The 13,109-nt window shown below is 44.1% G+C and carries 15 protein-coding genes; 2 read left to right on the forward strand and 13 right to left on the reverse strand.

All coding sequences use genetic code 11. The annotated features are described in order from the left end of the window. Positions 1-2 precede the first annotated feature (2 nt). The 4 genes from bioD to HQN90_RS07975 form a co-directional block, all read right to left on the reverse strand. Complete coding sequence (gene bioD, locus HQN90_RS07960) at positions 3-749, reverse strand: dethiobiotin synthase (RefSeq protein ID WP_173217244.1); 747 nt, start codon at positions 747-749, stop codon at positions 3-5. Further along, positions 746-2,077: an adenosylmethionine--8-amino-7-oxononanoate transaminase gene (gene bioA / locus HQN90_RS07965; RefSeq protein ID WP_216855257.1), complete on the reverse strand. Its 1,332-nt coding sequence runs from the start codon at positions 2,075-2,077 to the stop codon at positions 746-748. The genes bioD and bioA overlap by 4 nt, the downstream gene beginning before the upstream one ends. Before the next feature lie 291 nt (positions 2,078-2,368). Then, positions 2,369-2,698, reverse strand: a complete 330-nt coding sequence (gene csaA, locus HQN90_RS07970; RefSeq protein ID WP_173217246.1) for a chaperone CsaA — start codon at positions 2,696-2,698, stop codon at positions 2,369-2,371. A 31-nt stretch (positions 2,699-2,729) separates the two neighbouring features. Continuing rightward, positions 2,730-3,641, reverse strand: coding sequence for a phosphotransferase (locus HQN90_RS07975; RefSeq protein ID WP_338042294.1), 912 nt, complete (start codon positions 3,639-3,641; stop codon positions 2,730-2,732). A gap of 160 nt (positions 3,642-3,801) precedes the next feature. Here HQN90_RS07975 and HQN90_RS07980 point away from each other — a divergent pair, with 160 nt between their 5' ends. Continuing rightward, the gene (locus tag HQN90_RS07980; RefSeq protein WP_173217247.1) at positions 3,802-4,272 is read left to right on the forward strand and encodes a GlcG/HbpS family heme-binding protein; all 471 of its coding nucleotides are present in this window, start codon (positions 3,802-3,804) and stop codon (positions 4,270-4,272) included. Positions 4,273-4,377: 105 nt separating this feature from the next. On the opposite strand, the gene HQN90_RS07985 is transcribed toward HQN90_RS07980, so the two are convergent. The 8 genes from HQN90_RS07985 to HQN90_RS39555 all read right to left on the reverse strand — a co-directional run bounded on the left by HQN90_RS07985 (position 4,378) and on the right by HQN90_RS39555 (position 11,101). Continuing rightward, entirely contained in the window at positions 4,378-5,349 is a 972-nt protein-coding gene (locus tag HQN90_RS07985) for a proline dehydrogenase family protein (RefSeq protein WP_173217248.1), read from the reverse strand. 78 nt (positions 5,350-5,427) lie between these two features. Further along, positions 5,428-6,237 carry an AraC family transcriptional regulator gene (locus HQN90_RS07990; RefSeq protein ID WP_173217249.1) on the reverse strand — a complete coding sequence of 270 codons (810 nt, stop codon included), beginning with the start codon at positions 6,235-6,237 and terminating at the stop codon, positions 5,428-5,430. A gap of 449 nt (positions 6,238-6,686) precedes the next feature. Next, entirely contained in the window at positions 6,687-7,463 is a 777-nt protein-coding gene (locus tag HQN90_RS07995; RefSeq protein ID WP_173217250.1) for a polysaccharide lyase family 7 protein, read from the reverse strand. 409 nt (positions 7,464-7,872) lie between these two features. Beyond that, the gene (locus HQN90_RS08000; RefSeq protein WP_173217251.1) at positions 7,873-8,679 is read right to left on the reverse strand and encodes a hypothetical protein; all 807 of its coding nucleotides are present in this window, start codon (positions 8,677-8,679) and stop codon (positions 7,873-7,875) included. A 107-nt stretch (positions 8,680-8,786) separates the two neighbouring features. Next, positions 8,787-9,857 carry a sensor histidine kinase gene (locus HQN90_RS08005; RefSeq protein WP_173217252.1) on the reverse strand — a complete coding sequence of 357 codons (1,071 nt, stop codon included), beginning with the start codon at positions 9,855-9,857 and terminating at the stop codon, positions 8,787-8,789. Beyond that, on the reverse strand, positions 9,854-10,546 hold the full coding sequence (locus tag HQN90_RS08010) for a response regulator transcription factor (RefSeq protein WP_173217253.1): 693 nt from the start codon (positions 10,544-10,546) through the stop codon (positions 9,854-9,856). Before HQN90_RS08010 ends, HQN90_RS08005 begins: the two co-directional genes overlap by 4 nt. 200 nt (positions 10,547-10,746) lie before the next feature. Next, positions 10,747-10,845 carry a YjcZ family sporulation protein gene (locus HQN90_RS38245; RefSeq protein WP_216855249.1) on the reverse strand — a complete coding sequence of 33 codons (99 nt, stop codon included), beginning with the start codon at positions 10,843-10,845 and terminating at the stop codon, positions 10,747-10,749. A gap of 145 nt (positions 10,846-10,990) precedes the next feature. Further along, positions 10,991-11,101: a YjcZ family sporulation protein gene (locus HQN90_RS39555; protein ID WP_326076466.1), complete on the reverse strand. Its 111-nt coding sequence runs from the start codon at positions 11,099-11,101 to the stop codon at positions 10,991-10,993. A 294-nt stretch (positions 11,102-11,395) separates the two neighbouring features. Here HQN90_RS39555 and HQN90_RS08015 point away from each other — a divergent pair, with 294 nt between their 5' ends. Further along, on the forward strand, positions 11,396-11,845 hold the full coding sequence (locus tag HQN90_RS08015) for a hypothetical protein (RefSeq protein WP_173217254.1): 450 nt from the start codon (positions 11,396-11,398) through the stop codon (positions 11,843-11,845). Positions 11,846-12,054: 209 nt separating this feature from the next. Here the strand turns inward: HQN90_RS08015 and HQN90_RS08020 are convergent, their stop codons facing one another. Further along, complete coding sequence (locus tag HQN90_RS08020) at positions 12,055-13,023, reverse strand: alpha/beta fold hydrolase (protein WP_173217255.1); 969 nt, start codon at positions 13,021-13,023, stop codon at positions 12,055-12,057. Between the last annotated feature and the right edge of the window lie 86 nt (positions 13,024-13,109).

A 13,109-nucleotide genomic window follows, 5' to 3' on the forward strand; every position in this document is an offset into this window, starting at 1 on the left:
CATCATCCTCCCATTGCTTGAACTGCTAATGCCTCTCTGATAGGCGCGAATTGTATTGTTTTTCGTACGGTATGTATCAACGTCTCGGAAGTCGCTTCGGTGTGCAACCGAGGAAACCGACCAAGAACCTTAAGACCGCTGTATTGTTCAATTAGTTGGGCATTCGTGGCAACACTTGGATCTTTATGCAGCTCCGTTAATTCACCATCATTCAGTATGACGCCAATTATGGGGATACCGCGATGCCGAAGGAATGAAGCAGTCAGAAGTGTGTGGTTAATTGTCCCGAGACTAGATCGGGCTACAAGTAGTGCAGGTATTCGAAGCTCCGAAATGAAGTCCGCCATGAGCGTGTCATCAGTCAGTGGTACAGCAACGCCGCCCGCTCCTTCAATGAGCAGTGCCTCATAACGTGTAGTGAGCAGTTCACCAGAGGCGATTAGCTCCTCCAGCGTAAGAGTCACTCCAGCTTGCTTGGCGGCAAGCAACGGCGTAAGTGGAGCTTCAAATGTAAACGGCGCGATGGCCTCGGGCCGTTCATTGATTCCTGTGCTTTTCAGCAGTCGCTCTGCATCGGTGAGCCCGCTTCCAAGAGGTGCACCGGTCTGAATCGGCTTCCAGACGCCTGCATTCAGCCCTTCAGCGCGAAGCATAGCGGTAATGGCTGCCGTGACAACCGTCTTCCCAACACCAGTGTCCGTACCTGTCACAAATAATCCTCGGATTGGTTCAGCTTTCACTTTGTTCATGCAACTGAGCCACCTTCGGTGACGCTAATTATCGATTCTGCCAAAATATTTATCATGGCTTCCAGCTCAGCTTCACTGCTGGCAAGCGGAGGGATGAAGACAATCACATTGCCGAGCGGTCTCGTCAGCATACCAAGTTCTCTGGCTCGCAGACTCGTACGAACGCCGATTTGTTCTGCCCAATCGTATGGCTCACGGGAAACCTTATCTCGTACGAGCTCGATTCCGATCATCAGTCCCTTTTGCCGGATTTCACCGACATGTGGACGGTGTCTAAGCGCTGCAAGCTTTTGCTCGACGAATGCTGCTTTTACTCGTACTCCTTCTAGCATGTTGCGCTCTTCAAACAGTTTCAAGCTGGCCAAAGCAACGGCACAGCCAAGCGGGTTCCCTGTGTAGGAATGACCATGGAAAAAAGTTTTCTGCTCGTCGTAATCGGCATAAAACGCTTCATACACCACATCAGACGCAAGCGTAGCTGCCACAGGCAAATAGCCGCCGGTCAGCCCTTTCCCTACCACCATCAAATCTGGTGAAACCTCTTCTAAATCACAAGCGAACATAGCTCCCGTCCGGCCAAACCCAGTTGCCACTTCGTCAGCAATGAGCAGCACGCCATACTTGCGGCACATGGCTGCCATCTGGCGCAAACACCCAGGCGGCATGACAATAATGCCACTTGCCCCTTGGACAATCGGCTCCACAATGAGCGCCGCAATCTCATCCGCCCGCGTTTCGAGCAAATTATGCAGTGCAGCAAGCGTGGCTTCCAGTGCTTTCGTCTCACCGCCTTCATGGCGATATGCGTAGGGATATGGAATGACGTGCGAAGGAAACAACATCGGACGGAAAACGTCATGATACAAAGGAATTGCACCGACACTGACCGCGCCAATTGTATCTCCGTGGTACGCTTGATTCATCGTGATAAAACTCGTTTTACCTGCTACCCCCTTGTTTTTCCAGTATTGAAACGCCATTTTGATCGCGATCTCGACACCGGTTGCCCCTGAATCAGAGTAAAACACTTTGTTTAATCCGACCGGAGTGATTGCCACCAGCTTCTCTGCAAGCTCAATTGCAGGTATATTGGCCATTCCAAGAAGAGTCGAATGAGCTACAAGACCTAACTGTTCCGTAATCGCCTGATTCAGCTCCGGCACGTTGTGTCCATGTACGTTGAGCCAGACTGATGAGAAACCATCGTAATAAGCGCGTCCTTGCACGTCATACAGTTTAATGCCTTCACCGCGTTCAATAATAAGCGGATCAGAGTTATTGTAGTCTTTCATTTGAGTAAAAGGATGCCATAAGTGATTCTTATTCATGACAGCAAGCCTTTGGTAATCCGTAATCACAAAATATCACCATCCTTTATTTGTTTAATTGTTAACCAAATTAATTTATTTAAGTTGACAATTGGATGTGGTCATTTTAGCAGACTGGGAGCCACTCTGTAAAGCGAATTCAAATGAAAAATTGGATTTTAGCACCATCATAATCTAAATTTCAAGTCATTTAATCGGATGTGTGCGCTTGCAGGAAATAGAAAAAAGGCTGCACTCAGCAGCCTCTAAGTAAGCTATTTTCGCTGTAGCGGCATCCTTTTGCACTCCTAATTAGGCAATTGGTGTGCCATTTGCAACCCTTACGTCTGGTTGCAAGAGAACAACGTCGCCTTCGCCAGGAACCCCACCCAGCACTAATACTTCAGATTTAAATCCAGCAATGCGTTTAGGTGGAAAGTTTACAATGGCTACAACCTGTCTGCCCAGTAATTGTTCTGGATTGTATCTTTCAGTTATTTGTGCTGAAGAAGATTTAATTCCCAAACTACCAAAATCAATCGCTAACTTCATAGCGGGCTGCCTCGCTTCTAGAAACGGATCAGCTTTAACAATGGTGCCAATTCGAATATCTAACGCAGTAAAATCTTCATAGTTTGCCATATTTCCTCCAAAATCTACCCATATTTATAGTTTAACTGTTCCCATCAATCATTAGATCTATCTGATGTATAAAATCCCCAGCAAGTTCTAGTTGTCTAGATGCAAATTTCAAGTCCCCGTGACCTGCAAGGGCAAAATCCAAATTACCTAATGTAGACATTACGATTCGTGCGATAATAGCAAAACCAAAAGCTTGCAGATCGGCACTATTGTCAATATGTTCCACTATGTATCTAAAAGTTGGCTCCTGAATTCCACCGAATAAGGCAAGATTGCCAACGAATGAAGCTAGGTCCCAGTAGGCGGGCATCCATGACACATCTTCAAAGTCCGTCCAGAGCCAGCCTTCCGTGCTTGGTATTAAGTTTCTTGCATGAGCATCTCCATGACATGGCATCAGCCTGCTTGGTTCTAACCCCATCTGTTCATCTACCCTTAGAAATACATCTAAAAGTGTTTGTACACGCTGATCGGTGTGACTCTTCAATTTAACAGCCGATTGACATGTCCGCTCCCAAACACCAAGCATAGGAAGTTCCTCCGAGTAGGCATTCATTGCAATCGATAGTCTGTTTACCATTTCTACGGCTTCGCTGGGTGAAGGAGGCTGTAATGGTGTGGGGCGAACATATTTCCAAAATGTCATCCATGTGCCACCAACATCTCTCGGACCCGCATCAATAAGCTCAGTAGGCAATAACACAGGGATGCCTTTGTCTTGGAGGTGACGTGCTACATGTAACTCTCGATCAAGTAAATTGTAAACGTACTCTGTATCTTTTTCATTTGAAATGGCAATGGCTGCTCGGGCCACAATCGGATAGGGAGCCAGATGAATGATTAGGTTCCCGCCACTACTAAGCACGTTAGGTGTAATGTCAGCTAAACCAGTTTTTTCTGCCATTAATACCACTTGTGAAATAAGGTTGTGTTTCTCAGTCACTGCAACAGCTCCTTAACTAAGATATAAAAATATCTTAGCACCCTGGCTGTATGACTCATAGGTAAAAAACCTTTAATAATCAACTATTCCCCCTTGAATTCACCATACTTGGGGAATGCCATACAATAACGAAGTATCCAAATCCTGAGGAGTGAATAAGATGTTCAAACTAACCTTAGAAACTGCAAAACAATTGCTGGCAGCAGCGGAACAGAAAGCCCGGCAAATGGGACTGTCCAGCGATATCGCGATCGTTGATGAAGGGGCGAACCTAATCGCTTTCCATCGTATGGACAATGCCCGAATTGGGGGTATCGACATTTCCCAGAACAAAGCTTGGACTAGCGTAGCCATGCAAATGCCAACAGCCAATCTTGCGCAATCGGCGCTTCCTGGTGCTCCCTCGTTCGGTATCAATACTACCAATCATGGGAGAGTTGTCATTTTAGGCGGAGGCATCCCATTGATCAGTAAAGACAGAGTCATCGGTGGCATCGGTGTAAGTGGAGGCACGAGCGCTCAAGATATCGAAGTGGCCAATGCCGCTGTTTATGCCTTCAATAGCCTACTAAGAGTTGGAGAGGGTTTTATTACTAGTGCTCGTATCGGTTCTATCCACTCGAACCAATAGGTTGGCGTTTGTACATGTGCAAATCGGCCCGTTACTTAAAACAGGCTGCCGATCTCTTATGTCGGCAGCCTGTTCAAGTTGTTGATTAGCTATTAATGTCCGTTTTCATTCATACGCTTTCGAACCCTCCACTTCCCCACTGTTTACCATATCGATCACAGCTCTAAACAGATTCGGGGGGTATTCGGCAATCCGATGACACAAGTACAAATACCATTGATGGCCATATGTAAGATAGATCCGCACCGGGTGTCCAGCTGATCTTAGCCTGCTGCTCAAGTCTGGACGAATACCATACAACATTTCAACTTCTACATCTGTGTTGGACAACCATCCACGATCCAACACTTCTTGGATAATAGGTTCGTCATGGGTAGCGATCGACACACGGTGTCCTTGGCGAGTCGCGCTTTCAACAAGTTCCAAATAACGATCGTTAAGTGCTGTTGATCGAGGGATCGAGCAATCAGCTGGTTCTTGGTACGCACCTTTGACGAAGCGCAGCCGACTAGGTGAGCTCGCAATAGCAGCCAAATCTTGCGGTGTTCTTGTCAAGTGTGCCTGTAAAGTAATGCCAATGTTCGGATAAAACGAAGCTGCCCGCCTGTAAACAGAGAGAATGTCCGCTGTCTTGCTGGATTCTTCCATGCTAATGAATAATTCGATACCAGCTCCCATGGCATGCTCAGCTAGATTCATCAAATGTGAACATGCAAGCTCCTTATCCAACGAAAGTCCGATATGTGATAGATCAAAGGATACACGAGCAGAAATCCCACTTTGGCTCAAGTCATGGATCAGAGCCGTCAACTCAATTGCCGCTGCTTCACATTCTGTGACATCCGTCGTATTTTCACCGATATACTCCAGGGACACCGCATAACCTTTATTGACCAGCTCCTGTCCTACTGCCAGCCCGTCTTTGCGATCTTCACCTGTTACATATCTTGCAGCCGCGAGGCGCAACAATCGATTCATCTCTGGTGTCTTTTCCACATAGGACTTTAGGTCTGAACGGCGAGCAATAGATTTTAATGCTGCTGCGAATTGTGTTTCCAAATCTGATACCTGGTGCATGATGGCATCCCTCCTTCTTTCAGATACTCCCAGCATACAAGGAAGAAGGATGACGGTATTGTATATTATTGCTCTTTCTTAAATCGATACCGCGTATTTATGTGGTGTAGTTCCAACAATCTTGTCAAATGTTTTGGAGAAGTGACTTTGGTCATAGAAGCCCACTTCTATCGCAACTTCGGCAATAGACCGCTTTTTTATCAATTCCGTCTTTGCCTGATTTATTCTTAGTAAGTTTTGATAGGCATGCGGAGGCAGATGATTCCACCTCTTAAATAATCGAATGAGATGAAACTTGCTGATTCCGGCTACATGCTCCAACTGCTCTAGCGTTATCCGTTCGGTAAAATGGGCATGCAGGTAATCTTTTATACGTTTAACGTATTTCTGGTCTTGCTGTCCTTGTTGGGATTCGTGCTCAAGATCTGACGTATTCTGGCTAACGAGTGCTTGTATCAGCTCTATTAAAGCAGTTTCGATCTCTAGCGGAGAACTGCTTCTCGCAAGTGCCTCCATCGTACGATTGATGTGTATACGGCAGGCTTTATTTTTACCCTCTCCCAATAAAAACGGGATCTGAAGCTGATCGAGCTCCCTTTGCGAGAGGCCCTGGAACCACGCTGGATGAATGAACAGCATCTTGTATTTCCATGCTACACCAGAGTCCGGATAACAAGCATGGAGCATCATCGGTGGGAAACTGATCACTCTCCCTTTTTCAACACGATGCATGACCCCGTCGCACCAAGCGTTCGTTTCCCCTTCGTCTATTAATCCAATCGAATATTCCTCATGAAAATGCTTTTGATAGGCAAAATCGCTCTTCAGACATTGCTTTGCTTCCAAGAAAGGCAGCGCATCATCGCGGTAAAAGGTCACATCAGACATAATTGGAGTCCTCTTCTTTCATAATGTGGCTAGATTCATATCCGTACCTTCCTATAAATGTACTACGATTTTAATTCGGATAGTGATTTTTTTCAAATTGGTCTAGAAAAAGGCATTGAAATTGGACCTATACTTGCTATCCTTAAATTCATATCATTTACCGAATAAGCTTAATCGTCTTACGATGAAAGGATGACTACAGCAAGGAAGTATAAAGCCTTTTACGAAACAGAACTACCTGATTCCAAGTACGACGAGGTTTGGAAACGGTTGTTGGAAGCAGATAGTAGTCATGGTTAGGGGGCTCACCTGCATGGAAAATTAGTTGGAATAACTCATTACTTGTTTCATCATATTCGCTATGACTATAAGCTTGAGTAAAGCAAACCTTTCCTGTCTATCAACAACAGACTGCCGATGAATCGGCAGCCTGTATTTTTTATCTAGTTTTACTTATGCACTACGCTGACGGAATACAGCTCAACAATGGTATATGGCGTAGTGGTCACGGAACCGGATGTGGCAGTTTGATCGTAATCGCCACACTTGAAGTAGAATGATTTCCCTGAGAAACTAGGTTTTTTTGAAAATACTTGCGAGCCATTGATAGAGATCGTCGCTACGCCACCTGAAAGCGACATCTGATAAGTAAACTTTGAACCCAGAGCAGCTTTGGTACTTAAATCTGTGTAAGTACCTGCTCCTTTTGCTTCTTCATATAATACTTTGAAATTGCCGCCTTTGGAGTTGGGGGTTGCTGTATATTCCAATTCGGCCAACGGGATGGAATCAGTGCTGTTGAAAATTTGTCCAATCGTCGTCGCACCACTCGAACCGCCACCCTGTAATGTCACAGCAGCCTGATTCGTCATGGTGTTAGTTCCGTTCCAACTCCAAGCTGCATTGCTTCCGCTGGTCGTTTGTTCCCTCATCTCAGATCGGGGATGAGACGAACCCGATGTGGTAGATCCTGTCTTAGGGTCCATGAACGCTTGGCCTCCGTCGGAAGCTGTGTAGAAATATTTACTGGTATATCCCGAGACCAATGTCGATGAACTAATTGTCGATCCATCGGGTTGCTGCAATGACCAGATATGGAAATCAATATTTGGCGCAGCACTTGCTGAGGTAGCCAACGTAAATGCAGCTGCAAGTGAAAGTACCGCAATTCCTTTGCTAAACGACATGAACCTGTTCTTTTTTTGGGAAATAAACAAACTTTTCATCCTTATTCGCATCCTCTCATTACTTGTATTTAACCGAGTACAGCCGATGCTTTGTAATCGGTTACAACAAATTTATCAAATGAAAGGCGTTTCATGTTTCACTACATTGTCCTTTTATTTTGTTTAATTGCTGTCTTTTTCTGTTGCTCCGAGGATTCAGAGTTCAATCGTGATGTGATGGGTTGTACTTTGTATAAACCTGCGATTATGCATCTTTTAGAGCGAGGTTTAGCCAATAATCGAGTAATTCCTGCAATTATGCATGTTTTCGCGGCCTAGATTTGATTTCAGGATGAATAAGCTGGAAAAGCCTGCATCATCGCAGGCTTTTCCACTTTTTGCACGATTTTCTTGAAAAGCCTGCACTTTTGCAGGTTTCAGACTCCGTGCACCAGCCGTGATGCTATACTTACGGTACTTTGACCACAAAAGGGACTGTAAATACTTTACCATTTTGCTGAAACTGTCCCCAGATTTTATATACGCCACTGTGAGGGAACGTCGTCATGAATTTGGCATCGGGTCCAGATGCTTTTTCATCTGTCGGATGAACGTGCAGATAATTTTCTGCATCTTGGGTTAAGATCACGACGTGCCCAACTGCTCCTAGGTAAGGCTGCAGGTCTGTTACAGGCTTCTTAGTCTGAGCGTCTTTGATATTGAAATTCAAGTTTAACTCCATGCCCGCCATAAGATGATCAATGGAAAGTGTTACTTCCTTACCATCCACCGTCTTCGTTAATGAGGCATCTGGTTCAATGGGTTTTTGCACAGGCAAGTCTCCTTGAACTGTTATCCATTGGCTTTTACTCATGGCCCCCATACCCGTTGGAGTAATATCGGCGATCACCTTGAAATCGCCCGCAGTCGGAAATTGTGTAGTAACGGTAAATTCACCTTTTCCTTTATAATCCGGGTGAATATGATTAAAGAAAGATAAATCTTTACTGACAATGATAAAGTGCATCTGTTGTTCATGTACGGTATCAAATTTATCAATGGATTTACCGTCTTTATCCTGAATTTTTATCGTAATCGTAGTATCTTGCTTTGGCATGGTTTTATCACTAGCAAGCTTAAACTGGGCTTGGACATTCCCGGCTTGCGTGGAACCCGCCTCTTGTGACATGCCGTTATGGTCCATCGAACTGCCTGATTTACCGCATGCCGTTAACAGCGCAGCCGTAAGTACAATCGAAATGGCAACTTTCTTCATAATTTCCTCCTCATATACTAAAGGGAGCTTTGATCGAAGATCAATGTCTCTCCTGTTTATATCCTTTAGTATAAAAGGTACTTATGTAGATCTTGTGTAGATCTGCACTAATTTTTAGGAATATGTATCTTTACAGTCGTTCCTACACCAACACCACTTTCCATTCGAATGGTCCCTCCATGTGCTTCCACCAATTTCTTGGCAATCGTTAATCCAATCCCACTGCCTCCTGATTTACGATCGCGGGATTTTTCTACGCGGTAAAAACGTTCAAATACAAAACGCAAATCATCTTCATCTATACCAATCCCAGTATCCGAAACCATAATGAGCACCCTATGTTGTTCTTCCTTCACTTCAACAGATACTTTCCCCCCTGGGGGCGTAAACTTTAGCGCATTCATTAAGAGGTTCACCATAATTTGACCTAAACGCTGCCTATCCAAGGTCGCTTTAACGTTGGTGGCACCACCCCAAACAAGGGTAACACCCTTTTGATCATAAGAAGCCCTGATCGCTTCGATATTACCATGAACAATGACTGAAACATCTTCTTCATGCAGCTTCAGCTTGAAATGCGGGGAGTCCATTTCCGTTAATTGCTCTAAATCGCCAACAAGGAACCGCAAACGTTCAATCTCCTCATAACAAGACTCTAAGCGCTGTGGAGTCGGCAGCCAAACGCCATCCATCAACGCTTCCATATGGCTTTTAAGTGTTGCAAGGGGCGTTCTTAATTCATGTGCCACATCAGCAGTCATCGTTTTACGCAACTGCTCCTGCTGCATGATCTGTTCAGCAAGATGATTAAGGGAGCCGCCTAGATCGGCAATCTCGTCATTGCCTTTGACCGTCGTTCTTGCTCCAAGTTCGCCACTTGCCATTCGCTCTGCGACCTTTTTCATTTGTATCAGCGGAGCTGTGATCCGCTTTGCGACAACAAGACTTAACAAAACAGAAAGCAAAATACCCAGAATGGCAGACCAAAGAACAGACTGTACTAATGCCTGCTCAAAATGAGCATCAAATGTTGGAGAGTTCATATCCATAGTTTGAGATTGATACAGAGAGAAGTGGTAGTGTGTCTCTAAAATAAACGCAATCGTTGAGATAAGTAAAACACCGGAGGCTACGCCAATAAATGCGATGACAATTCGTGCGTACAATCCTTTCATCATGATTCGCCTCCCGTAAAGCGATAACCTACGGAAAAGACAGTAACGATGTATTGAGGTTTTTTGGGATCAACTTCTATCTTTTGGCGGAGATTTTTGACATGCTGATCTATTGAACGATTGTCACCTTCAAAATCAAAACCAAGCACTTTTTCAACTAACTCCTCCCGTGTAAAGGTTCGGTTCGGATGATGTGCCAGAATCAGCAGCAATTTATATTCATTTGGAGTCAGACTAATCAGTTTCCCTATTTTATAAACTTCATGTTGCACCGGCCGAATGACAAGGTCGTCATTATGAAACGCGATGAACTCTGCAAGAAGCGTATCATCTTGCGTGCGACGTAAAATGGCCTTTACTCTTGCAGTTAATTCACGAGGGCTAAATGGCTTCACGACATAATCATCGGCACCAAGTGTCAATCCTTGTACACGGTCATCTTCAGAAACTTTGGCTGTTAGCATGATGACAGGTACAGGAGAAAACTGCCGTATCGCCTTGCATACATCTTCGCCGGACATGTCCGGAAGCATCAGATCCAAAATAAGAAGATCCACATTTCCGCCGCGGACGAGTTCAAGTGCTTGTTGGCCTGTACCGGACTGAATAGTCGGATATCCTTCCATTTGCAAATAAGATGCAACAACTTCACGAATCTTTTCTTCATCATCAACAATTAGAATTGTTTTCATTAAATTGAACCGCCTCCCGTTATGCTCACTCTGTATGAAGCGCTTCGTTGACCTATTTTTAAAAATATACCATACCCCCTTATCGTATAACAAGCGCTTCTGAATTATTCCACAACTTCGGTTTTCATTGTTCTAATGAAAAGAGATCCAACAGCAATAAGCTGTGGATCTCCTTCTTTTATCTTATCTATTGCGACGTCTTATATCGCGAAAGTCATAGTAATAATAACCAACAAAATAAAAAGAACCAAAACTGCTGCAGCACTACTACCTACTCCTACTCCTGCTTCATATCCCATAGTAAGTCACTCCTCTCATCATAATTTCAACATTACTATTCTCAAAAGAAAAAGGAGTCATCGGGTTGAAGAATGGGCTGAATGCTGTAAATGGACTTGCTCTAACTATACGCACTCGCTGTTAAAAATTGTGGTGTGTTATGAATTACCATACAAATGCGCTCGTAATAATGACCAAAAGAATGAAGAGGACCAAAACAATTGCCGTACTTGTACCCACACCACCACTACAACTTGCTGCTGCAGCATAACCCATTCCAAATCTCTCCCTTCTTGTATCGGATAGTTCATTGTATTTCAATGGCGTTTGAATGGTATGGACAAATGTCAGTTAAGGAAAGCCTGTTTTATGATTTGTATCATTTCTCAGTGTTAATGAAACACTCGCCTAACCCATCGTAATATTTAGCATGAAGTCCATAACAACACACATTTATTTATCCTGGTTCTCCCATATAATTGTAATTAGGAGAGAAATCTCCAAATCCTAAGAAAGGCGGTAACGATCTCTCAACTTAAAAACATTTATAACGAATAGGAGCGTGTTTCTATGATGATGAACAAAAAATGGCTGAAAGCCCCCTTACTCTCAGTTGCAACCCTAGCCTTTTTCTTAACGGGTGCGGCAGGTGCATGGGCAGACACTTATGAGAACCCCAATGTAAATGGTTATAGTACGACTAACACGTACATTAGCAGTTCTAATTTGAATTATGGCACAACGGCTAACAATAGCATCGTTGATTTTTGGAATTTCTCCAATGATGCCAATACGACGCATACAGTTACATTTTGGGTGGACACGCCTGGAGCTATAGGAACATTCTACATACAGGATATAACCAAAAATACGTCGAATTTAAGCCCGTTCTTTACACAGGGCAACATTGCTCCTGGTGGGCAGAGTTACTCCATTACGCTGATACCAAACCATCAATATTCACTGCAGATTCCACCAAATGGGCCTAGCAGTTATAATTATCATTTTAAAATTAACTAGAAGTTTGACGAAAACAAGAGCAGCTTCCAAGTCGGGTTCCGACCTGATAAGCTGCTCTTTTTCTGGCAAGAAAAGCAATTACTTGCTCCCTATTTTTAATTAAGTCTTCAATTAATATCCCGTTAATCTTAGTAATCTGAGTTTTGGTAAGGTTTGACATTATTAAAAAACAAACCCTCACATGAAATGAGCTTCCCTCCCATCTAAGTCTATCTCTTAGCCAAGGACAATATTTCATCCGAAACGAGATCAGGGCGATATTGATGAATGTAATGCTCGGTATCCTTGACCACATACTGCTTTGCTAGCAAGGACCAGGACGTAAATTCCGCTTCGGATTTGTTCCAATCGTCATTCTTAACCCCTAAATAATCGGATGTCAGCACGGTAAGCGGGAATGGGAATGGCTTTTTGTCATCTACAACGATCTTTGCATTCACCTTGAATTGACGCAGCTCGTCCTGTATATTCGCATTTTCAAGCTTAAGCAAGGAAGCTGTCAGGTCAATTTTCTTCAGGTCATCCGGCACGAACTTCAAGCCGTTGCGAATTGAGCGTGAACTTTCAATAACACTGTCAGAGTGAAAAAGCATCCGAATCACGCCTGTTTTTATGAGCAGCTTTTTGCCAAAGCCGTCAAGGACGGGATCCGTATCGTTGTAGTAATATTCCGGACTTCCGCCATCCACCATCACGATGCCTTTTACCTCGCCTGGGTATTTCTGTGCAAAACGGATCGTTTCGAGGGAGCCTAGCGAATGTCCCACAAACAGGTAAGGCGGCTTTTGGCCGGATACTTTCAGCAACTCGTGTATTTCATTCGTTATTGTATCAATGTTACGCTTCTTATCCGTCGTATCGCTGTACCCATAGCCGAAGCGGTCGTAAACGGCAAATTTAACATGTGGCGCAAGCTTCTCGTACAGTGGGGAAAAATCAACGTACGGATTGGCCGTGCCCCAACCGGAAGCGAATACAACCGTTACATCCCCTTGACCACCGGTAAATAAATGCATATTTTTCCCATCCACTTTGTATAGATTGCCGCTTGGGGTATATGATTTCAGATCCTTCCGGATGCTCACTTGTTCATATATCGCGCCTGATCCCAGAAGCACAAGAATAACTGCCAACCCGATAACAACCGTCTTCCATAGTCTATTAAGCCATTTTTTCATCTCTCACACTCTCCTTGTATGTCATTCATTATACATGCTCATTCTTATCGAAGAGAAAACAGCAGCTTAATTCCAGCTTAATTATT

Origin of the sequence: Paenibacillus alba, from assembly GCF_013204855.1 — a bacterium.
GTDB lineage: Bacteria > Bacillota > Bacilli > Paenibacillales > NBRC-103111 > Paenibacillus_E > Paenibacillus_E alba.